21 protein-coding genes are annotated in these 24,146 nt (G+C 39.2%); 3 read left to right on the top strand and 18 right to left on the bottom strand.

The window, feature by feature from the left end; all coding sequences use genetic code 11:
- Positions 1-94 precede the first annotated feature (94 nt).
- From MS6x_RS18515 to MS6x_RS18490, 6 genes are all read right to left on the bottom strand, one after another.
- Positions 95-1,483 carry an FAD-binding oxidoreductase gene (locus MS6x_RS18515; protein WP_482604195.1) on the bottom strand — a complete coding sequence of 463 codons (1,389 nt, stop codon included), beginning with the start codon at positions 1,481-1,483 and terminating at the stop codon, positions 95-97.
- 5 nt (positions 1,484-1,488) lie between these two features.
- The gene (mddA, locus tag MS6x_RS18510) at positions 1,489-2,259 is read right to left on the bottom strand and encodes a methanethiol S-methyltransferase (RefSeq protein ID WP_482604194.1); all 771 of its coding nucleotides are present in this window, start codon (positions 2,257-2,259) and stop codon (positions 1,489-1,491) included.
- Positions 2,260-2,411: 152 nt separating this feature from the next.
- Entirely contained in the window at positions 2,412-3,506 is a 1,095-nt protein-coding gene (locus MS6x_RS18505) for a nickel-binding protein (protein WP_482604193.1), read from the bottom strand.
- Between the two features lie 203 nt (positions 3,507-3,709).
- Positions 3,710-4,216 carry a YybH family protein gene (locus tag MS6x_RS18500; RefSeq protein WP_482604191.1) on the bottom strand — a complete coding sequence of 169 codons (507 nt, stop codon included), beginning with the start codon at positions 4,214-4,216 and terminating at the stop codon, positions 3,710-3,712.
- A 131-nt stretch (positions 4,217-4,347) separates the two neighbouring features.
- Positions 4,348-5,439, bottom strand: coding sequence for a nickel-binding protein (locus MS6x_RS18495; protein WP_482604190.1), 1,092 nt, complete (start codon positions 5,437-5,439; stop codon positions 4,348-4,350).
- 343 nt (positions 5,440-5,782) lie between these two features.
- Complete coding sequence (locus tag MS6x_RS18490; RefSeq protein ID WP_482604188.1) at positions 5,783-6,142, bottom strand: adenylate/guanylate cyclase domain-containing protein; 360 nt, start codon at positions 6,140-6,142, stop codon at positions 5,783-5,785.
- A gap of 197 nt (positions 6,143-6,339) precedes the next feature.
- On the opposite strand from MS6x_RS18490, the gene MS6x_RS18485 reads away from it, so the two are divergent.
- A complete protein-coding gene (locus tag MS6x_RS18485) occupies positions 6,340-7,200 on the top strand; it encodes a sigma-70 family RNA polymerase sigma factor (protein WP_482604186.1) in 861 nt (286 codons plus the stop codon).
- A gap of 84 nt (positions 7,201-7,284) precedes the next feature.
- Here the strand turns inward: MS6x_RS18485 and MS6x_RS18480 are convergent, their stop codons facing one another.
- Both MS6x_RS18480 and MS6x_RS18475 read right to left on the bottom strand, forming a co-directional pair.
- The gene (locus tag MS6x_RS18480; RefSeq protein WP_482604185.1) at positions 7,285-7,866 is read right to left on the bottom strand and encodes a fasciclin domain-containing protein; all 582 of its coding nucleotides are present in this window, start codon (positions 7,864-7,866) and stop codon (positions 7,285-7,287) included.
- 106 nt (positions 7,867-7,972) lie between these two features.
- Positions 7,973-11,104 (bottom strand): WD40/YVTN/BNR-like repeat-containing protein, encoded by a 3,132-nt coding sequence (locus tag MS6x_RS18475; RefSeq protein ID WP_482604183.1) that lies wholly within the window; start codon positions 11,102-11,104, stop codon positions 7,973-7,975.
- Positions 11,105-11,390: 286 nt separating this feature from the next.
- On the opposite strand from MS6x_RS18475, the gene MS6x_RS18470 reads away from it, so the two are divergent.
- Together MS6x_RS18470 and MS6x_RS18465 are read left to right on the top strand one after the other, a co-directional pair.
- Positions 11,391-12,083, top strand: a complete 693-nt coding sequence (locus MS6x_RS18470) for a sulfatase-like hydrolase/transferase (RefSeq protein ID WP_482604182.1) — start codon at positions 11,391-11,393, stop codon at positions 12,081-12,083.
- Positions 12,080-13,381 carry a sulfatase-like hydrolase/transferase gene (locus MS6x_RS18465; protein WP_482604180.1) on the top strand — a complete coding sequence of 434 codons (1,302 nt, stop codon included), beginning with the start codon at positions 12,080-12,082 and terminating at the stop codon, positions 13,379-13,381. The genes MS6x_RS18470 and MS6x_RS18465 overlap by 4 nt, the downstream gene beginning before the upstream one ends.
- 164 nt (positions 13,382-13,545) lie before the next feature.
- On the opposite strand, the gene MS6x_RS18460 is transcribed toward MS6x_RS18465, so the two are convergent.
- The 10 genes from MS6x_RS18460 to MS6x_RS18415 all read right to left on the bottom strand — a co-directional run bounded on the left by MS6x_RS18460 (position 13,546) and on the right by MS6x_RS18415 (position 24,053).
- Positions 13,546-14,703, bottom strand: coding sequence for a PQQ-dependent sugar dehydrogenase (locus tag MS6x_RS18460; protein WP_482604178.1), 1,158 nt, complete (start codon positions 14,701-14,703; stop codon positions 13,546-13,548).
- 83 nt (positions 14,704-14,786) lie between these two features.
- On the bottom strand, positions 14,787-16,100 hold the full coding sequence (locus MS6x_RS18455) for a DEAD/DEAH box helicase (RefSeq protein WP_482604176.1): 1,314 nt from the start codon (positions 16,098-16,100) through the stop codon (positions 14,787-14,789).
- Between the two features lie 5 nt (positions 16,101-16,105).
- Positions 16,106-17,437 carry a DEAD/DEAH box helicase gene (locus MS6x_RS18450; RefSeq protein WP_482604175.1) on the bottom strand — a complete coding sequence of 444 codons (1,332 nt, stop codon included), beginning with the start codon at positions 17,435-17,437 and terminating at the stop codon, positions 16,106-16,108.
- Positions 17,438-17,558: 121 nt separating this feature from the next.
- A complete protein-coding gene (locus tag MS6x_RS18445) occupies positions 17,559-18,008 on the bottom strand; it encodes a KTSC domain-containing protein (RefSeq protein ID WP_482604173.1) in 450 nt (149 codons plus the stop codon).
- 171 nt (positions 18,009-18,179) lie between these two features.
- The gene (locus tag MS6x_RS18440; RefSeq protein WP_482604172.1) at positions 18,180-19,019 is read right to left on the bottom strand and encodes an MORN repeat-containing protein; all 840 of its coding nucleotides are present in this window, start codon (positions 19,017-19,019) and stop codon (positions 18,180-18,182) included.
- Between the two features lie 24 nt (positions 19,020-19,043).
- Positions 19,044-19,865, bottom strand: a complete 822-nt coding sequence (locus tag MS6x_RS18435) for a DUF2490 domain-containing protein (protein ID WP_482604170.1) — start codon at positions 19,863-19,865, stop codon at positions 19,044-19,046.
- A complete protein-coding gene (locus MS6x_RS18430; protein WP_482604168.1) occupies positions 19,862-21,799 on the bottom strand; it encodes a hypothetical protein in 1,938 nt (645 codons plus the stop codon). Before MS6x_RS18430 ends, MS6x_RS18435 begins: the two co-directional genes overlap by 4 nt.
- Before the next feature lie 174 nt (positions 21,800-21,973).
- Positions 21,974-22,165, bottom strand: a complete 192-nt coding sequence (locus tag MS6x_RS18425; protein WP_379934243.1) for a cold-shock protein — start codon at positions 22,163-22,165, stop codon at positions 21,974-21,976.
- A gap of 219 nt (positions 22,166-22,384) precedes the next feature.
- Entirely contained in the window at positions 22,385-23,182 is a 798-nt protein-coding gene (locus tag MS6x_RS18420; protein WP_482604167.1) for an alpha/beta hydrolase, read from the bottom strand.
- Positions 23,169-24,053: an alpha/beta hydrolase gene (locus tag MS6x_RS18415; protein WP_482604165.1), complete on the bottom strand. Its 885-nt coding sequence runs from the start codon at positions 24,051-24,053 to the stop codon at positions 23,169-23,171. The genes MS6x_RS18420 and MS6x_RS18415 overlap by 14 nt, the downstream gene beginning before the upstream one ends.
- Positions 24,054-24,146: the final 93 nt, after the last annotated feature.

The raw sequence follows: 24,146 nt of genomic DNA, 5'->3' as shown, positions 1-24,146 counted from the left end.
AACCCATTTTTAACGCTCAAAATAGTAGGAAAACTGAAGTATTATCAACCCTGTTCATCCAATTTACATGTCTCCAGAATACAATTCTTAGCACTTAACTATTAGGTTTAATATTCTGATTCACCTGAAATAAATTATTGGGATCGTAGGTCTTTTTAATTCTAACCAATCGTTTATAGTTATGCTTATAACTGGCCTTAATTCGCTCTTGACCTTCATCCATCATAAAATTGGAATACGCGCCACCGGCCGAATACGGGTGTAAGGCATCATAATAGTCTTTACACCAATTGGTGATTTTATCCGCATTTTTTGGGTCTGGATCTACACCAACATACACGCCCGCATATCTAGCATCTCTAAATGCCCATGGGGTGTTTTTTGCCCCTACCCGACTTGCTGCCCCAGTTATATGATATAAATGCATCTGGGATAATGGTGTTGGAATTTTAGACCCGAATTTTAAATGTTGCGCAGCAATTTCTGGCGTCAAAGCATCGAAAAAGTCCGCTCTCCAATACCATTGCATGCCTGTTGGAAAGAAACCATCAAACATAGACTGTAAGGCAGGATAAGGCATTTCGCCAACATGGGCAAATACGGGTTCAAGAGCTAATACATTCTTAAACAGGGTTTCAAATTTGTTAGCATCACCCGTATAGCACCATACAATGGCACAAAACTGTTTGTTGTGCAGTTCGGCCGGAAATGGTGATTCTGGAACAATCATAGTCGCTATAAAACCGCTTAGGTCTTCTGATGCATTATGCATAAATCCATCGTACCAAGCCATAATCTCCTCAACACGTTCTATGGGCCAAAAGGTTGGTCCGGCTATTACCGTCTTTTGAGCATGTGCTTGAAATGTAAAGGATGTTACCACTCCAAAGTTGCCCCCACCCCCACGAATAGCCCAAAACAAATCGGTGTTCTGTGTTGCATTGACAGTAACGAAAGATCCGTCAGCCAAGACCATTTCAGCCTCCAATAGATTATCTATGGTGAGGCCATATTTCCGACTTAAATACCCAACACCACCGCCAAGGGTTAAACCCCCAACTCCGGTTGAAGACACCATTCCAGAAGGAACTGCCAAACCGTATTCATGCGTTGCATTATCGACTTCGCTCCAAATACTTCCGCCGCCAACTTTTACGGTGTTATCTGACGTATCTACATTGACAAACTTAATACCTGACAAGTCTATCACCAAGCCGTCATCACACAGGCCCAAACCACCTCCATTATGCCCACCGCCTCTAATTGCAACTAATAAATTGTGTACTCTTCCAAAGTTTACGGCCGCAACTACATCTTCCGAGTTTGCACACATAGCAAACAATCCAGGCTGTTTGTCTATCATTCCATTATACACTTTTCGGGTTTCGTTGTAGTTGGTGTCAGAGGGCAAAACCAAACTTCCTTTTAATTGCTTTTTAAAGGCGGCTATGCTTTCTTGACTGATTTCTTTTATCGTTTGCATACTGTTTATTTTAAAGGGTTCGTTATTTTAGGTGACTTGGTTTTTGATTTTTTTGTAAAGGGTATCAACATAGGTACTTCTTCTTGATAGATCTTATATTTTTCTCCTAGGGCTTTTCGGAGGTCCTTTTCCTCTAAAAATTTTACCGCTACTAGGATATAGGCACTCGTAACCACGGCAAATAATAAATGGCCTAAGCTCATAGTCGGAGTCGCCCAAAAAGCGATTAAAAACCCCAACATAATCGGATGCCTTACCATCTTATACAAATAGTTGGTTTGAAATTTAGGGGAATTCGGAACCTTGTTCTTAAGGTTGTCTATAATTTGGGTCAATCCAAAAAGCTCAAAATGACTGATCATAAAGGTTGAAAGCAAAACAATTGTCCAGCCCAGCCAGAACAAAACTTGGATGACCATACTACCTGCATTGTTTTCTATTCTCCAAACTATGCTTGTCATGGGCTGCCATTTCCAAAAAATCAAAAGCAGGGCTAAACTGGTCAGTAGAATATAGGTACTCCTTTCCGCCGGTTTTCCAATGATTTGTACCCACCATTTTTTAAATGCTGGCCGTGCCATAACACTATGTTGGACGGCAAAGAGACTTAACAAGCCGATGTTTATCAAAAGTGATGTTGTTATATCACTTTCAATACCTGAATCAATTCCCTTAGGAACCATTAAATTGCCCACAAAACCAATCGCATATAAGAAGGAAACCAGAAATACGATATACGCTAAGATTCCGTAAATAAGAATGATGATTTTTTTCATTATGTTTTCGATAATAAATTGTTTACTCCAAAACTATACATGCTTTTATTTAGAAAACAGTACATTTCATCCAAAGATTTGCACTTTTCGTTCAGGTCATACTATCCTTTATTTCAAACACTGATACTCCTCTCGCTTAGAAACCCAAGTTCCTAAGTGGTACGAGTAGCTAAGTTTTTAACGAAGGTTGAAGGTGAGATTCCATACTTTTTTTGAAAACATTTGGTAAAGTAAGCGGCACTATTGAAACCGGTTTCAAAAGCGATTTCTGAAATGTTCCGATCTTTTTTTCGAAGTAAGTGCAATGCTTTGGCCAATCGAAATTCTTGTAGTAAACCGTTAGTGGATTTTTTCATAATAGCGGTCATTTTGCGATATAATTGCGAAGTACTCAAACCTAAATTGGAGCAAAAATCAGGGATGCCCAAATTAGGATTACGCCATTCCTTTTCAAGATAATTCATCATTTCATTTAAAAATTGCTCATCGGAAACGGATATAACTTGAATCAAATCTTCGTTAATCGGGCGGTTTTGGTTTTCCCCCTCGTACAAGTCCCTTATTTCAGAAGTAATGAGAATATGGCTTTGCGAAATAGCACACAAATATTCGGCGTTTTTAATGGTTTCTTCGAATAAACCATGCGCCTCGGTTACGGGAAGACCTGCACATACGCCAATGTGAGATTGAAAAGAAGTTTCTTTTATTTGTGACAATAATTTTTTTATAGCTACAGTTGCCTTTAAGGCATTTGTTGTTGTATCAAATACAATTAAAAGAGCATCTTCACTTTGCCGGACTATTCTACCGTCGTTGACGGCAAGGGTAATACTTATTTCCTCTAATGCCAATTTGGATAGTAAGGCCACGGAATTTTGAACTTTATCTTTCTCTAATTTTAAAACAACCAAAATGCGAAACGAAGGGTTGTTCACGATATTCAAACTTGTTTTTTGTGATTTTACAGGATCTTCGATCCTGCCCAAAAAAGATTCCACAATGGTTTCATTCACTTCAATAATTCGCTGCGGAATTGCACCATGTGCTTTTTGGTGTAAATCTATTACCGCTTGTTTATTGGGTGCGTCCATTAAACAAAAGGCGGTTTGCCTTTTCTCATCGCACCAATAGGTTAGGCCACGACAATGAAAATGATGTTCAATTTTCAAATCTTCTTGATGCATCGCTGCGATATCTTGTGCTGTAATGCCTTCTGGCAAAACATGCAAATCCATAAATATTGGCATTACTCTATTTTAAGGGTTAGCAAATAGAAAAACCGAGGGAAGTATTGTATCTCTACTTATTAAAAGTAAGTAATTAAATCCATATTAAAATAGACGCTTATACATCTAGAGCCAAATACAAGTAGCCATGAACCGAAATACCTCTTAGAACTTGGCTATCGTATTTGTTTCCACTTTTTGCGTTACCGCTCGGTATTAGGTATTCAACTTTCTTCTTTTAAAGGCGAGTGATGTTCGTGAACCATTTTCCAACCTGTTGCTGTGTTTACGAAAAGTAAGGTGATTTGGTCATTTACCACCACTAGGTCATCTCCGAATTTTAACTGAAAATCGGAATGAAAGGTCAAATTGGCAACCTCACCATAAACGGCGATCTGTAAGTCGTTGGCATCAAACTTTACAACTTCGGTTACCGAACCAAATACATTACGTTCATGGCTTTCATTTGCCATACTTCCATTTCGTAGCTCACCATTCTTGAATTCGGTAAACTTTGGACTATATCCATGAAAGGAAATAAGCTTATCTATATCCCCATCCTTAATACTTTGAGCTATAGCGCCAAAGGTTTCTAACACTTCTTGTTTTGCCTCAGGAAACTCGGTATTGATCAGGTCTATTTTCACTTCATGGGAATCCACTTGCGTTGTGAATGTGGTAAGTGAAATTCCAAGTGCAAGTACTACCGTTACTATTAATTTTGCCTTCATAATTGTATCTATTTAATTTGTTCACAACAAAAGTAGAATAGAAGAATTCACTTTAATTCTACTTTTAGATCAAATAAATATAATTTTAGACCATAAGGCAATTCGCATATAACTTATTGAAAAACAGTATTTTAATTTTTTTTAACGAAACTTGAAGGCAAAACGTGATATTTTTTATAAAAACATTTTGAAAAATAAGCTGGACTACTAAATCCGGTTTGATACGCTACTTCAGAAATATTCGCACTTTGTTTTTCCAATAATTTCAAAGCTTTATTTAACCTATAGTCCCTTAAAAAGATATTCGGAGATTTACCTACCAGTGCCATCATAGTTCTGTAAAGCTTGGATTTGCTATGCCCTAGATTTTCTTCAAAATCACCAACACTAATGTTCGTATGCGACCAGACACTTTCTGTGTAGGTCATCAATTGCATCATAAAATCAACTTCCGTTGTGTTCAAAACGGTAATTGCTTTATGTGCTAAAGGTTTATTTTGGTTTTCTCCTTCATAAAGATCCTTTACTACCGTAGTTATAGAAATACCACCTGTACCAATGTCACTAAGATACTCGGCGCATTCAATGGTATCTTCAAATATACCGTCTTTGTCCGTCACAGGCGTGCCTGCACTGATGCCTATTTTAAATTCCAAATCAGGCGTAATAACGCTATGATAGGCATCTTGAATTTTCATTCCACAATGCATGGCATCCGAAACTGCATTAAAAGACATCAAAAAAGTATTCTGTTCCTGTTTAACGATACGACCATTGTATTCAGCCGTAAAAGCATTAATGGTTGTTGTATAGCCCCTAATCGCAGCTTTTAGGGTGTTTATTTCCTTGGTTCGCAGTATTTTATGATTCATTTTTACGACCATCAACGTTCTAAACGCTGGATCATTAATGATATTAAGACGAACGTTTTTCGATTTCTCAGGGTCTTCAATACGCCCTAAAAAAGATTCTACAATGGTATCGTTGACTTCGATAATACGCGTGGGAATAGCACCATGTGCGTTTTCGTGTAAGTCTATCAGTGCTTGTTTATTTGGTGCATCAATTAGGCAAAAAGCAGTTTTTCTCTTCTCATCACACCAATACGTAAGCCCTCTACAATTGTATTTATGCTCAATATCCAAATCGGCTTGATGCATTTCTGCAACATGGGCCGCTGTAATGCCTTCGGGTAGGTCGTGTAAATCCAAAAATAATGGCATACTTCAGTGTTTTAAAAGTTAAGGCTTGAAAAACGGGGGATGCATTTTTTTCGAGTAGCCTAAATGTAGGTATTATAAACCAAACACCTCACAATAGGTCTGCTACTTTATGAATATCAGGCATTTATAACTATAAAATTCTGTCGCTGTGAATAATATTTTGGTCCATTAGTCTATTGGTCAATCTATATTTACAATATTAATTGCTTGATATCGCTTTGCTCAAATTCAACTGAATAAATTGAAGGTATAGTTACTGATTTTAGTAGTCAACCATAACACTAAAATTTTAGGTAATGTGCCCAAATTGACCCTAGACATTGAATTGGAATCATAGTTCTAATTATCCAGTAGCCATGGCTACCGTGTGTTTTTTAACTGCTTTGGCAAAATACATCTTTACTTTTCCCCTGTTCTTTGCTTCTATCTCTCCGCGATACTCACAATCCACGTCTTCTTTTATGAGCTCATAGGTACTATGGGAAATATTGATTTTTCCGGGCTCGGACATGGACTCCATTCTAGAGGCTACATTCACGGTATCTCCCCAAATATCGTAGGCAAACTTTTTTGTCCCCACCACCCCAGCTACCACAGGCCCTGTATTGATGTCGATACGGATATCAAAGGTCAAATCACTGGCGGCAACATCCTTTTTGGTTTCTTCCACAAAAGCGGCAATTTCAAAAGCAGCACATGCCATACGTTAAGGGTGGGTAAAAAAACATTACGATTCACTTAGAACGTTATGGCAAATAACGGAACACTGCTACTTACATTTTCTAAATTAACTCAATTAGAACCGTTCTAGTTTACAACAATCATTTAATGTCCGTTTTATTAGGAATTCTCGTAAAAAAGCTTACATTATATAACGAACTTTAAAACTATAAGAAATATATGCGGCAACTGAAAATCACGAAACAAATTACCAATAGGGATACCAAATCATTAGAGAAATACTTCCAAGAAATATCAAAACTTGAATTAATTACAGCGGAAGAGGAAGTAGAACTGGCAAGAAAAATTCGTGAAGGAGATCAGAATGCCCTTAATAGCTTAGTAAATGCTAATTTACGTTTTGTGGTGTCCACTGCAAAGCAATACCAAGGTAGCGGGCTTCGACTTTCAGATTTAATCAATGAAGGAAATATTGGATTGGTAAAGGCTGCTAAGCGTTTTGATGAAACTAGAGGTTTCAAATTTATATCCTACGCCGTATGGTGGATTCGTCAAGCTATCTTACAAGCGATTTCCGAACAGTCAAGGATGGTACGCTTACCCTTAAATAAAATTGGAGAGATAAGTAAGATAAAAAAAGCTTCCTCTTCATTGGAACAATTCTACCAGAGACCACCAAATGCATTGGAAATCGCTAGCGAACTTGATATGAATAGTAACCAAGTGAAACTGGCCATGAAAAATTCAGGAAAGCACGTCTCCATGGATGCCCCATTTGAAACAGGAGAATCTTCTAACTTATATAATGTCATCGAGTCAAGGGATACTACAAGTCCTGATGCCAATTTAATGAGAGATTCACTGAACACAGATATGAACCAGGCATTAAAATCACTCCCTGACAGGGAAAGTGAAGTAATACGTCTGTACTATGGCCTTGGTGAAAGAACGCCAAAGAGCTTAAGTGAAATAGGGGAGCTATTTGATTTAACAAGGGAGAGAGTTCGACAAATTAGGGAAAAAGCAATACGAAGATTACGAAGCAAGTCGCAAAATAAAGTACTTCAAAGTTATTTATAGCATCCAACAGCTAGTAATTAGACAAAAAAAAGCCATCGCTTATTGCGATGGCTTTTTTTTTCTTTCTTTCTCAAAAATCGTTGCTTATGGCATTACCACAGTATCAATGGCATGTATTACACCGTTAGATGCTGCTACATCTGCAATCACTACAGTAGACATTCCACCTTTAGCATCAGTCAACATAACATTGCCATCCTTTAAACTCAAAACAATACTACCACCTTGTACGGTTTCAACTGTAAATTTTCCATCATTCGCATTAATTGCTTCTATTACAGCTGCCGCTTCAAATTTCCCTGAAACAACATGATACGTTAATATTCCGGTAAGTGCATCTTTACTTTCTGGCTTCAACAAACCTTCTACTGTACCCTCAGGTAATTTGGCAAAAGCATCGTTAGTAGGAGCAAATACAGTAAAAGGACCCTCACTACTAAGTGTTTCTACCAAACCAGCCGCTTGTACCGCTGCGACCAATGTTGTGAAATTATCGTTACCGGCAGCAACTCCTACAATGTTAGGAGTAACTTCTTCAACTACAGCCTCTTCTACCGCGGTTACGGCTTCCGTAGCTTCTTCCTTCATTTCTTTTTTCTTCTCACCACAAGACACAAATAATAGTGCCGAAAATGCGAAAAGACTTAATACTTTAATTGTTTTCATATAAATTTTAGGTTTTTTGTTCCCTCAAAGATACATGGAATTTTCATTTGTTTATTTTTTTTAACAAAAGATTAAACAAAAAAATTAAAACGAGTCATCCCAAATGCTAAGGCCAATATATTTCAGGTAAACCACTAGCATCTAACAACTGATTATAAGACGAAACCTCTTTGATTTTCAGATTCATTAAGCTCGCTTTTAGATTGGCCCATTGCTTCAAATAATCAGCGGTTACTTCTCGAGTTCCTTGGGTTACCGGTAAATTTCCTTTACCTATTGAATTTAAAAAATCTTTAAACTTGATTAGTAGCCGCGCTTCAAACATGTAGTTACTTTGGTACGTGCGCATTTGCTTTTGCAAGATTTCCGCTATCCAATTATCTATCTTATCATTTAATTCCATCCCTTTAGTTTTTATCGCATCATCTTCCGCCACTCCTAAAATAAAATCCAGCTGTTGTTTTATCTTTCTCAAATCGCGAACTCCTTTGGCCATTTCTGTTGCTCCCTGGTAAATTGATTTGGACAACTTATCGCGTTCTATATAGGCTGCTTCAGCATTTTCTATACTACTGGTTATTCTTGGGTCAATTTTTATTTCAAAATCCTGAACTTGTGTAAAATCCCCAACCTTTAAACGCGCCGTATAGTTGCCAGGTGCTGCATTATATGCCGTTAGATCTCGATTTGTAGTGTACAATTCGGTTAAACAATCGAAACGACCAACTTTCATATTCCAAGAATATCGATGGGCTCCTCTTGATTTATTTAATTGAGACTTTATTAAGGTATCGCATGCCACTTTTTTGACATTGGTAAACTCTGCATGAATAACCGCTCCGGAACTATCTAGTATTTCCAAGGACATTGACGTGTTTTCCGGAACCTCCTTATTCAACACATAATGTATCTGCACACCCTGTGGTGGATTTTCACCTAATCCACCATCAATACTGTAGGCTACGGATAGTTCTGTATTCACATCATTCGGCTCAAATAGGTGGTAGTCGGTTTTTGCAATAGCTTCCGTCATTTGATGTAATGGCGTAAGATCGTCTAGTATCCATATCGCCCTACCTTGGGTAGCTACTACCAAGTCCTTTCTTTTTACCCGTAAATCTGTGATAGGTACTTCTGGAAGGTTGTTCTGTAATGGGTGCCATTGTGCCCCATCATTGAAAGATACAAAGACGCCAGTTTCTGTTCCTGCGTATAACAACCCTTTTCTGTCCGGGTCTTCCCTTACTGTTCTAGCAAATGTATCTCCTGGAATTCCATTCACAATTTTAATCCACGTTGCTCCATAATCGTTTGTTTTAAAAATATAAGGTGTAAAATCATTTAGTTTGTATCCAGTGACCGCAATATAGGCCGTTGCAGCATCGTGTGGAGAAGGTTCAACTACATTGATAATACTTTCATTGAGTCCTTTTGGTGTAACGTTAGACCAGGTATTTCCACCATCTTGAGTTACATGTACCAAGCCATCATCAGACCCCACCCAAATTACTCCCTCTTTTAAAGGAGATTCTTCTATATTAAATAAATTATTATAGCTCTCTGCGGTTATCTGCTCATTGCTAATTGGCTCTCCTCCTTTTCCTTGATGCGCTTTATCGTTTCGTGTTAGATCCTCACTAATTTCTTCCCATGTGGTGCCCCTATCCGATGATTTCATAACGTATTGCGATCCGTAATAAATCACATTAGGATTGTGGGGAGAAACAATAACGGGCCCATTCCAATTGGCCCTATATTTTAGGTTTTTTGGCTGCTCCCCGGTAACGCGGGTAGGATAAGGCATAACCATACGGGTATTATCAATATCACGGTCCCATTCCACAAAATTACTGGCGAAGTAAGTAGAATATACAAATCTAGGATTATCCGGGTCAACGGCGACTGTTGAAGATTCACCGGCACGCATTACATCCCAGTGCATTTCACCAATCCCATTATCGGCGACTCGGCTATCTATAGCAATGGTGCTGTTATCCTGCTGTCCGGAGTATATTCTATAAGGGTGTCCGTTATCCGTAATCAAACGATAAAACTGTCCCGTGGGCTGATTGTACATCGTAGACCAAGTTTCTCCACCATTAAACGTCACGGAGCCACCCCCATCATTAGCATTTACCATGATATCGCTATTCTCGGGATTGATCCAAAGATCATGATGGTCTACATGACTTCCCTTCATTCCCGTAAACGTTTTTCCCCCGTCTATTGATTTCATGGCAAAACTGTTCATAACCCATACTTCATCCTCGTCGTTGGGGTCGGCAATAATATGCATGTAATACCATGATCGTGCGTAGGTGGTTGCATCATTGGTCATCTGTTTAAAGCTTTCTCCCCCATCGTCCGAACGATACACTCCTGCCTTATCTCCTAAGGCGTCGATAGCGATATAAACTACATTGGGATTTGCAGGTGAAATAGCAACACCCATCTTACCTTTTAATTCAGGAAGACCGTTGTTAATTTCCTTCCAATTCTTACCACCGTCCGTAGTCTTGTATATTTTACTTCCAGGCCCACCACTATGAACGACCCATGGTTTGCGCCAAAACTCCCAAGAAGCCACCATCATAAAATCCGGATTATTTGGATCTACCGTCATATCCACAATTCCGGAGTTTTGATTTACGTATAGGATTTTTTCCCAGTTAACACCACCATCTTCCGAAAGGTAAACACCACGTTCCTCATTTGGACCCCATGGATTTCCCTGCGCGGCAACATATACTTTATCAGGATTTTCAGGATGTACATAAACATCACTGATATGTCTGGTTTTCTCAAGACCCATGTGGGTCCATGTTTTACCTGCATCGGTAGATTTATAGAGCCCATCTCCATGGGACGTCTTTACACCACGAACCGGAGATTCTCCCGTTCCAACATAAATGATGTTCGAATTGGATGGTGCCGGAGTGATATCGCCGATACCCGTAGTATTAAAAAAACCATCTGAAATGTTATTCCAACTATTTCCGCCATCCGTGGTCTTCCAAACTCCACCACCGGTAGCTCCCATATAGTAGGTAAAGATATCGTTTGGTACACCGGAAACGGTGGTTGAACGACCACCTCTAAACGGACCTATCATTCTATACTCCATAGATTCATAGAGATGTTCGTTAATTAAAGGGGTTGTACTTTTCTTATTTCGCTGCGCATAAAGATTGGATGTAATGCAAAGTAATACTAGCAAGGTATACCGTAGTGTTCTCATAGGTCGGTCAAATTAGTTCATATATCAGAGCAAAAAGGTACTAATAATTTTAGTACTTCGCGATTCAGATTTGCATCTAACTCCCCTGTAAATAGGTTTATCTTCAGATTTGTTTCTAATATATGCACTATCCTTTGCTATTAAAATCCCCAAGTATACTGGCATGAAACAGATACATTTATTTGACGGGTATTTTTCGAACCGGAATTATAGCATTGTTGTAAATCTGTAATTTGATAATCGGATGAACATAAGTTTCGTATTTTCGAACAAGAAACACCTCCTAATGAAACTAATTACACTAAAGCGTTTAAAGGATAGCGTACGCTTATTTACCGTTGTATTAATCCTTTTTAACACCTACTACACTATCGGACAGGAACGACCTAATATCGTGCTCATATTTCCCGATAATTTAGGCGTTGGAGAAGTCAGTTCATACGGAAGTGCCAGAGGTATTACGACCCCTAATATAGATGGTATTGGAGAAGCAGGGATTCGACTTAATAATTTTAATGTAGAATATTCCTGTGTAGTATCCCGTATTGCGATTCTAACAGGTAGATATGCGGTACGTACCGGAGAAGGGGCTGCTGGCGATGGCATGACATTATATGAAGAAACCATTGCAGAACGCCTCAAAACAGCCGGTTACGCCACTGCATTATTCGGAAAATGGCACATAGGCGGACCTCATTGGGAAGGAAAAAGAGAGCCCACACACCAAGGTTTTGACGAATGGTGGGGAATTCCGGGAACGAGTACTACCGCACAAAATACCATGTTCGATGGTTTTGACCCGAATCTTTATGAAACCTCTTACATCTGGGAAGGGAGAAAAGGGCAAGCCTCGAAAAAAGTAAAGCCCTATGATATTGATACCAGACGCACAATTGACAGGGAGGCTGCCCAAAAAGGGATTGGGTTCATGCAGGAAAACGTAAAAAAAAAAAACCCTTTTTCCTGTACTATCCCATGACCCAAATTCATTTTCCCACACTTACCCATCCGGATAAGATAGGTACAACAGGTGCGGGCGATATAGCCGACGCCATGGCGGACGTAGACCATAATGTTGGACTTATTTTAGAAGAAATTAAAAGATTAGGCATTGAAAAAAACACACTCGTCATCTGGTGTACCGATAATGGCGCAGAAATGCGCAGACCATGGAGAGGCGCAGCTGGTCCATGGCGTGGCTATTATAACTCGGCCATGGAAGGAGGGGTACGCACACCTTTTGTAGCTATGTGGCCCGGCACTATAAAACCGGGACAGGTATCCAATGAAATGATGCACGAGATAGACATCTTCCCTACCTTGACCAAAGCGGCAGGACTATCCGAACCCGTACCGACAGATCGTGCTTTTGACGGTGTAAACCAGTTGGATTTTCTTCGTGGAAACCAAACAGCTTCTAATAGGGAAAGTACTATCTTTTTGGCAAGACAAGGCTATGCCATGGCCGTGAAATGGGAAAATTGGAAACTTTGGTATTATTACAGCACCGAGGAACCAGACCCTAATCCCGATAATTTAGTGCGGTTGTTTGACCTTAACGTAGATCCCAGGGAAGAATTTGATATGAAAGATTTTTATCCGTGGGTAATTCCGGTAATGGATAGTATTGTTGCGGATTACGAAACTTCCCTCGTACAATATCCAAGAATTTCCGGTAGGCAACCGGATCCCTACATCCCGCCTGCTATTGGTTCCGGCGAACCTGTAAAGGTATATACAAGGTCGGATAGAAATCTGTCGAAAATACGATCAAAGGCCTTGGGTAATCCAAATTTCTCAGGGGCATGGTCTACCAAGGAAATTATTTCAACACCACCAAGACGAGGTGTCAAACCTGAACTAATGCCTACTCTAGGCAGTGGATGGGGTAACGAAATTTCCATTGTACACACCCCGGATACGTTAGAAGTGGAACGCGTAGTTTTTGTACCCAGGGAAAAACAGTCCCCGCTACGTTATCGATTTGACCTTAACGGCTCCCCTACGGAAAACAGCGTAAATATTGGCCGCTCTTGGCCTGCACCAAAATCAACGACCAAATGGGATGGAGACCGGTTGGTCATTACAACAGTATATTCTTTTGAACGTCCAAAAACGGGTAAAATGATGACAAGTAAGATTACACAAACAATATGGCTGCAACCCGCTACCAGATCACCTTGGGAGCCAACAATGATTGTGGAGACAACAAGACACGCCGTATTAAATGGAAAACCCTCTACGAATCGCACAACGTATTACAAAGGGTATCGGTAATGCCTTTGTTTTGGTAAATCATCTGTTCACCTTGACTTTTAAAAGCCGGCTATGTAGCCCATTTTGTAAAACCATGTGCTAGAGGAAATCATCTTATGTTCTGCCCAATACATTAACTATAAAAAAATGAATGAGTGCGGCAGAATGGCGCCTTGCCGACAAGGTTAATCCACGGTGGTAAGGGCTAGTTTGTATATTTTTCCACCAAAATCACAAACGTAGAGTTCATTCGCGGTGTCCGTACCAAAGGAGGCTATACTCAACCTAGGCTCCAACAGCAGTGTATTGGTGTTGCTTTCAGTATCTAGAGCCCAAATACGTCCACTTACAAAATCCCCGTACACGTATTTTCCAACCAAGGAAGGTAACGCAGTACCACGGTAGACAAAACCTCCGGTTATGGAACGATCTCCGTTATCATGTCCGTATTCAAAAACAGGAGTCTCTAGTCCCGTTGTTTCACAATCTCCTGAAAAGCATGTAGTTCCTTCCAAAATTTTCCAACCATAATTACCACCGGCAACAATGGTATTGATTTCTTCACGTGCTCCCTGACCCACATCTGCGGCCCATAAGGACCCATCTTGAGCATCAAAACTCATCCGCCAAGGATTACGAAGACCGTAAGCATATATTTCAGGTCTTACCGATGTCTCATTCACAAATGGGTTGTTTGAAGGTATCGCATAGTTTAATCCATTCCCCTCATTATCTACATCGATCCTAAGGATATTTCCTAAGAGATTAGTCCTGTTTTGGGCATTATTATCCGGATCACCAGCGCCACCACCATCACCAACGGCGATATATAAGTAACCGTCCGGGCCAAAGGATAGCTGGCCCCCATTGTGGTTTGTTAGGGGTTGTGGAATTTCCAAAAGGACTTGTTCACTGCTGGCATCCGCAACATTTACATCTGCAGAGGCTGTAAACCTTGAAACTACAGCTAATGCCGTACTTGGGGTATAGAAGACATAAAAATAGCCATTAGTTCTATAATTGGGATGAAAAGCTAATCCCAACAAACCCTGTTCACTTGCAGTAGAAATACCAGTAAGGTTTAAAAAATCGGTCATGGAGGTATTCGAAGCATCATTTTCAAATACTACAATGCGACCTCGTTTTTCCGCCACAAAGATACGATTTGTATCATCATTAGGGGATTGTAAATCTAAAGGTTGATTAAAAGATAAATTTGGAAATGGGTTGACCAGTGCAAGCACTTCTCCTTCGTTACCGCCAATATCTGTGTTTGTCTCGTCGGAATCACACGATATAAGACCAATAAAAAGAAAGACTGTAAGGAAATTGAAAATTTTCATAGAAAATAGGATTTTAGTATACTTACGTAATCCTATCTATGCCGGATTACGACTATTCTCTTAAAAAATGCTAAATTTTACATTTAAAGCAACGTTACCCGTACTTTTTTCTTCTTAAGTCTCGTATTGTTCAATTTATCCACCAAAGTAGCTGCAATGGATAAAGGCACAGCTACAAAAGCACAATCATGTTTTAATTCTATAACCCCTAACTCATCCTTTTTAAGTTCGCCCTGTTTAAAGAACAACCCAGCAATATCCCCCTTGGAAATTTTATCCTTACGCCCTCCGGAAATAAATAGCGTTACCCAGAATTGAGAGGTGAACGGGGCTTTATTTAAAATAGAAATAGGCTTGACTTTTGGAATAAAGCTTGGTAATTGCTCGTGCTTATGCTGCAATACATACGCAGTACCTTTTTCATTCACACGTGCCGTTCTTCCGTTTCTATGTGTAAATTCTTCTACCGCCCTAGGAAGTTCATAGTGAATAATGAATTTCATTTCTGGAATATCGATACCCCTTGCAGCTAAATCCGTAGATACAAGTAATTGGCAGGTACCGTTCCTGAATTTAATCAATGAACGCTCCCTATCTCGTTGCTCCATACCACCAGAGAAACAAGCATGGTTAATTTGATTTTCAGCTAAATATATACTTACCTTTTCTATACTATCTTTAAAATTACAAAAAATGATCCCTGGTTCATTGCCTATATGTTTCAGCAGATCTACCAAGGTCTTCAACTTATTTTTATCCGTTGAAAGCACCGTTTTAATGCTGAGGTTGGATTCTGATTTTTTGTGTAGATAATTGATAACAAAAGGTCGTTCCAACCCAACAAACTTTGGAATCTGAACCCCTTGTGTGGCGGAAGTTAGAATCCGCTTCTTCAGCTGGGATAATTCACTGATGATATCGTTCATTTCCACCTCAAAACCCGTTTCTACCGATTTATCATACTCGTCTAATACCAAGGTTGTAATGTATTCTTTTGAAAAGCGCTCTGCAGTAAAATGATCCAAGATTCTACCCGGTGTACCTATTAGTATCGCTGGGGTATGTTTTAACTCTATCTTATCTTTTGAAATGGCCCGACCGCCATATACGGCATTGACCTTAAACCCGGACCCCATAGCTCTTACGACCTGTTCAATTTGTATGGCCAATTCTCTTGATGGTACTAGTATCAATGCTTGTACCTCTGTAGATTCGGCATTTAAAGTATCAATAAGTGGAAGCAAAAATGCTAGTGTTTTTCCGGTACCTGTAGGGGACAGTAATACCGTATTTTCGTTTTCTGCAATACGAGCGAGTGCTTCCTCTTGCATAGGATTCAATGCTGTTATCCCGAGCTTTTTTAATATCTGTTCTTGATTCCTGATGTGATTTGCCATTGGCACTACTTTATTTCAGAAGATTGGGGTTTTGTAATCTTGATACCATTTTGGACCACATAATCGGCTAACACTTTTTCTACGAGTTCCTCTTTAGTTAAATGATGAAAAACCGTCTTCACTTTTTCCTTGGTTTCCAATGGTATACTTCGATTAGGCTTGGTCTTAAATATTTTTTTTGCCCATAAAAGAAGGTTGATTTCATCCCTATTCTCTGCATTCTGTTTATTTACCTCCCTAAAAACAAGACCTAATTCTTTTTCAAAATCCGGGATGTCGTTTCGCTCTTCTTGTTGTATGATACTTAGTGAAAGGCCTTTTGCTCCTGCCCTTGCCGTTCTACCACTTCGGTGAACGTAAGCATCATAGGTATCTGGCAAATGGTAATTAACTACATACGAAGTTTCCTTGACATCAATACCGCGTGCCGCTAAATCCGTGGCGACTAAAATATCGATATATCCCTCACGAAACTGACCCATAATCCGGTCCCGTATACCTTGACTCAGACTTCCATGAATAGCTCCTGAAGAGAATTTATTGATTGCCAATTTTTTTGCCAATTTGTTTACTGCCGCCTTTGTTTTACAAAAAATGATACCGCGCTCCCCTTCTTTTGAATTTAAAAAATGTAGTAATACTTCTAATTTTTCTATGGGTCTTACCACTACATAAGTGTGTTCTATACCGCTATGTCCAGATTGTTCCATATCTGCAGATACCTGCACTATATGTTTTGACATATAATTCTGTATCATTTGTTTTACCGCGCCAGATAGGGTTGCGGTAAACAAGAGTGTTCTTCTCTTTTTTGGTAGTTCCGCTATGATAACATCGAGATCCTTTTTTAGGGATGTTATCATTTCATCTGCCTCGTCCAAAACCAATGTACTAATATCCCTAACGTTTACTGCGCTGCGCTGTATTAAGTCTATGAGTCTACCAGGTGTAGCTACTACTACATGTGTGGGCTGTGACAAACGCTCTATTTGAGGTTTTATGGGAATACCACCAAATGTACCTGCGATGGAAATAGCCGGAACATGCGAAGCAAATGCTTCCAAATTTTTAAAAATCTGCTGTCCCAATTCCCGAGTAGGTACTAGCATGACTACTTGTACCGTTGTTTTTTTGGTATCAATGAGCTGAAGTAATGGTAAACCGAAAGCTAAGGTCTTGCCAGAACCCGTTTTAGCCAAAGCAACCACATCGGCTTTTTGCTGTAACAGCAAAGGAATGGTCTTCGTTTGAATATTGGTAGGAACGGAAATCTTTAATTTGGAAAGACTTTCTAAAAAGCTTGAACCTACACCTAAATCAGCAAATTGTTTTGACATAACATACGTTTCTGCAAAGATAGTTACACCAAGTTCGAGATTACTTGTAATCTTGGGTCAATTGTAGTCAAACAAAAACACCTTACTCAAACCTGTAGCTAATGAATCAAATAGTCCGGAACTATGCTTCTTGTAAGGTGCGTTTGGATTTTCTATATAGATAGTTAGGATAGATGGTTCGCTTTGCAAAACGATTCAACTTAGGCGAATTCACCATTTTAATATAGATAGGCTTCCTAACCCCAAAATATTCGTATGTAGTTCCATCTAAAAATGTAATTTCTAACACGAGACCATCATGAATATAATCGGCAATACCCGAATTTGTAATGGTTTCGGTGTAGGCTTCTAAATTGGCTGCTATTGTTTCTGGGGCAATACTAACAAGAAAGTGATATCCATCAATAATTGCGCGACTTTGTATTTCGGCCTCTTCCCTTTTCACGTCTCCTTCTTGAAATTTATCAGGATGCCATTCCTTGACCAAATTGCGATATGTAGCTTTTAGTGTTTTTAAATCAATTTCGTTTTCGATACCGAACAACTTCTTATACTGGGCAATACGTTTCATAGCGATGTTTTTTACAAGGCGCGAAACTACATCAATATTGTGAATCAAAGTGCTTTATAGCGTTTTTTGTGCCCTAAAACATTTAATTGACGTAAAATACCTAAATTCTTAATAATGCATTCCATTGGAGTGGTTATAGAAGGCGCGCTTAACTATCCAAAAAAATTAAGATTATTCATCTTGCTGTTCTTTTAGCTTATCATTTTTCCAAATTCCTTTGGTGACCACTTCCCCATCCGAGGCATAGAACGTACCAGCTCCGTTTCGTTTGTCGTCTGTCCATTGCCCTACATACTTTTCCCCGTTTGGCCAGTAATAGGTTCCAAGACCTGAACGTTTATCGTCGCTATAATTGCCTTCATAGCGTTCGCCATCGGGCCAATAGAATGTACCTTGTCCGTGTCGCTCATTATCCTTCCACTCTCCTTCGTATCGGCTTCCGGTATCCAGTAAGGCAATTCCCATACCATTGGCTTTTCCTTTCCTTACCTGACCCACATAGTGCAACCGATTGTTCTTTTTACTCTTAAATTGTAAGTACTCCCCAAAAGATTTTTGTTCCAGTTGTCTCCGTATGGCGTTTAACTGCACCTGTTTTTTTTCAATAATGAAATTAAGGGAGTCGTAACTGTTCAATTCCCTAGAACTGAGTACCTTTTCTGCTTTAATTGAATCCTTAGGATAACTATCAGGGAATGGTGAACTGGCATCCGCCTTGAGCTTTGAAAATGTTTTGGCAAGTGCCATACGTAACTCCACGCTCCTATTGCCCCTATTCGATTCCAGTGATTGGGAGTACAAGCCTAAAGCGGCATCAACATCCCCAGACACCAAAACAGAATCTATAGCGAGTAGATCCTCATACTGGTTTATTTCGTTTTGGATACCATCAAGTTTACTTTTCTGTTTCGCTAACTCACGCTCCAAACCGGTACTCCGGAACATAAAGTAGACAGCAATAGCCGTTGCTATCAAAAGTAAACTATAGGGAAGGGCGATTCTTTTTTTCATACGTTGCTTCATATACGCAGGAGACTAGTCCTCTAGATGTATCGCGGGAAGTTTATTCCTAACTTTTCTAAAATCCGGTGAGAAATACATGTGAAAACGCACGGTCCAGTTTTGCTTATAAATACCCGGGTTCGACAATTCTTGTCCATGCGAATACATTAGGCCAGCTGCAAAAGTAAGCCTAGGATTGGCTATATAGCCAATGGTAGAGGTTAATCGTAGGTCTTCCATTGCGCTACCCACTACCGCTTTGCCACTTTGCATAATTAATTCGGCCTCTGGGGACACGTAAATTGTTTTAGGTGCCAATTTGGTAGTGTTCAAAGGAATTTTTGCCCGGAACATATAACGCCATCTATTTCGAAAAATATATTCGCTATTTTCTGGAAAACTTTGGGTCCACCTGTGCTCTATGCGTATCCTGTGGTAAATCATAGCACTATATAAAGGTTGTGCAAATTGATATTGATGCCAAATACGCCACTCCGGAACCACATTTCTATCGGTGGAACTTTCATCCGTATTAAAATTGATACGTGCCACTCCACCGAGCCTGAAATCAATTTGTTTGGAATAAATATAGCCAATGGCATGCCGGTTGTATATTTGAGCTACTTGTCCCGCAAAGGGTATGTTTTCCGTTTCTTGAAACCTAAAATGGGTCTGCGCATCCCAGAACAAACGTTTGGAAATACGAATGTTCCCGTAGGTGTTCAGCCAAAGTCTACTTTTTGGTTCTTTAAAGACAGATTCCTCAGGGAGCACCGTTTCTTGAGCAATTGCAGCGCTACCTATAGATAAAAACAAGCATAGAAAACAACAGATATGGATAAACGACCGATTCATTCCTCAGAGTTCTTTTCTTCTGGCTTTAATCGTAGTAACTCCTGTATTTTTAAAGCATCGGTCTCTTTCCTTAATTTACGCTCCAGTTTTTTGGTATCCTCATTACGGAGCTCCAACATTCTATCGTACGATGCATTCAGAAGTAGGTTGGTCTCCTCCGCCTTATCACAGTTTAACGCTGTGTTTATATGTTCCAAGAAATAGGGAATTAACACCTTATGGTAGGCCGTTGTTATTCGCTTTTTTACCGCTTCATCCATTAATGTAGCCATGAACGGATTCCATATACGGTCTGTATAAAGTTTGGTTAACACTTTCGTCCTTGCAGGCTGGGCCGAAACTGTTTGGGCAAGTAGATACATGTTTTCATGGCATACGACCAACTGTCTAGCGCGTTCCAAATCATCCGATGTGGATAGCTCGCTAAGGTTGTTGATTGTTACGGTCTGGATTTGTGCCAGTGTTTCCCGATATTCCCACGGCAGCGAATTTCCAACAGAATCAATAAGCTGTGTTAATTTTTTCTTCTGCGAAAGTAACTGTTCATTCAACTCGATACGTTCCTGTTCCTGTTCTTGTTTTAACAGTTTTGCTTTGAGTTCTTTTTCTATAAATGTGGTATGCGCTGCCGTATATTGGGCTAATTTCACAATTGATGCCATTGGTTCTTCCCCAAAATCCATAGCTACGTCTTTTTCGGACTTAAATCCAGTCCGGATTGCAATAGTTTCCATCTCTGCCCAAAGGGATTGATTGATTCCATTGGGCCATAGGTTGCTTAAGATATCCTGATCGGTCAGAAATTCCAATAATTCCCCTTCGTGATAGCTTACCAGTTTTTGTAGGGGTGCCAATTGTTCTTTTGTAATTTGTTCTAAGGCAAAGTACAATTCAGAGGCCTCCGTATCCGATAATTTTAAAATATTCAATAGTGGATTATCCATATACGCCTCACTAACAAGAGTAGCGGTCTCTACACGTTTAATTAGGGAAGAAACATGGGTTTTTGTAATTGAATCTGTTGGATAGAACGGCAGTCTTACACCAAAATTCGGTGAAAGATCTGCTGTTCCCAATGCACCGAGTATGGCGTTTAGGTTCTCATAATACCTGTTGTTTTGCGACAACAACTGTGCTACAGGATTTGGAGATAAGTCAGCTATTCCTCCTAGCTTTACTTCCAACACGCTAAGAAAGCGTGTGTCTAAGAATATTCTCTTGGTTTCTTTAACATTTGAATCAAAAATGGGCAAGGATTGTTCTCTTCCATTTATCCGAAGTACAATTTTTTCCAATATCCCCTCCTTAAAAAACCAACGTTCAGCTGGGTCTAGTTGATTTGTAGCGTAGAGCACCCATTCGTCTTGAGCTAAGCCGTTTCGTAAAAAACGTCCCACTAAGACCGTGCTATCGTTTTCTAACCGAAAATTTCGTTGTGGAATTCCTTCGTCAAAGGTGATACTGCTTTTGAACGGCGTATTCATTATTTCCGCATCTTTGATGCCGTGCACTGTATAATTCCAAGAACCCTCTGGCTTGCCCTTTACCAAAAGTCCTTGCACTTCTTCCTGGGTTCCGCTAGCGGCAATGCGGTATTGGTAATCTACCACGCGTGATTCTGGTTTTGCTTCAAATAAACCAAAACGAAACTTCCAAAATCCGGTTGCGTATCCACTATCAAAACCACCATCTATTAAAAATGTAGAATCTTTTTTGTTGAGCAACGCTTCCAGATTTGAGTTTTGCAACAGAAAAGAACCATTTAAAACTGTGTCCTTCCCATCAAGCTCATAACCAAAAGCGGCATTACCCTGGTAGTTCAGTACTTTGAACGGTCCCTCGTAAAATCCTTTCTCCTGCGCGAACACGGAGTTGCAAAGCACAACGCAAACCAGTATCGGAATTAATAGATATTTGTTAGGCGACCATATCATGCGGCAAAAAAAATAAAATAAATTGGAAGTAAGGAGTCTAATCAATTAAATTTATAAACATATCACTAAGGGTTATCCACTATCCTAATGCACATTTACAGGCATCATAACATGGTTATACAAAAAAGCCCCATCATTGCTGACAGGGCTTTTATTAAACTTGAAAGTATATGTTTAGATAACTTTTACGTTCACTGCGTTTAATCCTTTGTTACCTTCTTGAAGATCAAATTCAACTTCATCGCCTTCGCGAATTTCGTCTACTAAACCTGAAATGTGTACAAAGTGATCTTTTTCAACTCCTTCTTCAGTGATGAATCCAAAACCTTTTGTGTCGTTGAAAAATTTTACTGTTCCTTTACCCATTGTAATGTAATTTAATTTATAATACTAATTTAGGAAACAAAGATGGTGCCATTTTTTAGACTTACAACATCTTAAAGCAATTATTTTATGAATTATCCCTGGCTTTATTCTTCGATATTTTTTGAATCAATAGGAATGCATTACGATTTTACGAATTTAAACCTAATCTAAGAGCCAACCAATCCTTCTCTAATAATTAAAAAATAACCAGTTACATCTCTAGGGCAATACAAGTTTTATTCCTTCGTGATAAGCAGGAAATGTAATAAGGTTGTTGTGGTCTCCATTTTCTACCGTAAAAAATTTTTTTCGTTTGTTTGGTATAACATCGTATAACCGCTTACTAGATTCATAGGGAACTACCGAATCACTGTTGCCATGAAATATGGTAATAGGACATCTTATATCCTTAACATACTCATAGGAAGGAAATGTATATTTTAAAAAAAAAGAAACCGGCAGAATGGGAAACATTCCTTTTGCCACATCCAACAGACTGTAAAAAGGAGTTTCCAATACTAATTGTTTTGGCTTATTTGTTGCTGCAATTTTAGTCGCTATTCCTGTTCCCAAAGATCTACCGTAGAGTGTAATCTTGTTTTCATCATAATGCTCCAAGGCATAGTCATAGAATAACTGGCCATCTTCGAATAAGCCTTTTGGACTCAATTTACCAGTACTTTTGCCGTAGGTACGGTAATCCATAATTATAACATCATACTGTTTTTTAACAAAATAAAGGGCTATTTCTCCCCATCGGGATAGGTCTCCGGCATTTCCATGAAAATAGAGAATTGCTCCTTTAGGTTCTGGATTTTTAAAATGTAATCCGTTTAACACGGCACCATCTTTCGTTCTTAGATTAAACTCATTGTGCGGTAATGCAAACGAGTACACATAATCCTGCGGCAACCGAGATGGAAGAAAAATGAGTTTCTCTTGAAAAAAATAAAGCATAAGTATACTTAGAATATAAAGGACTCCAAGAAATTTAGCCAGCTTTTTAAGTCTTCGCATGTTTCTTTTTTGAGCCGTGTTTTACGTGGATACTGGAACCTTCCAAATTTATGGCTTTTGGACGGGAAGTAATGATATCTGCCAACATTTTGTGATACGCTTCAAAGGTGTTCAAATCTTTATGTCCACCACCGATAACTGTATGTAAAGTCGTACTTTTTGGGCGTATTCGCGATAGTTTTACACTAGTTTTATAGGGAATAAGCGTATCATCCGTGCCATGGAGAATATGGATAGGGCAGTTCACATACTTAAGCCACTTATAAGTTGGCATAGGAAACTTTATTAAGAGGGATAAGGGCATAAAAGGCAAATATCGTTTGGCCATTTTACTAAGACTATAATAAGGGGCATCCAACACCAACATTCTAGGATTGTTCATGGAGGCCAATTTGGTAGCGAATCCAGAACCCAGAGATCTCCCATATAAAATGATGTGCTTTTCGGCCACTTTATCTTTAAGTTTATTGTAGACTACCTGTAAATCTCGTTTAATAGCTTTTTGAGTACGCCTGCCCGTGCTTTTGCCAAAACCACGGTAATCTACCATAATCACATCATAACCATGGCGGGTAAAGTCAACCGCAAACTTACCCCACCCCTTAATACTTTTAGAATTTCCTTTTAGATAGAAAACGACACCCTTAGGGTTTTCGGTTTTAAATCTAAGTCCGTTAATAACCGCCCCATCCCTTGTTTCTATATTATATTCTTCTATCTCTTGGTGCTCGTAATAAAATTGGAAATCCTTGGGAAGCTTCTCTGGTTTGAACATGATATAATCCTGTAAAAAATATACCAGAATATTCAATGCCACATAAACCACAAGAACAATAAATAAAATATAAGTCCAATCCGTGCCTGAAAACATAAGGAGTAAATTACAAAAATTAACCGTAACTATTATTTTTCATAGTTAACAAGTATCACGGCATTATATTAAAACGCACCTTAAACAGCCTTG

It is taken from the genome of Maribacter sp. MS6 (genome assembly GCF_056839185.1).
Note: the sequence above shows the minus strand (reverse complement) of the source record. Positions and strands in the feature narration are given on the sequence as shown.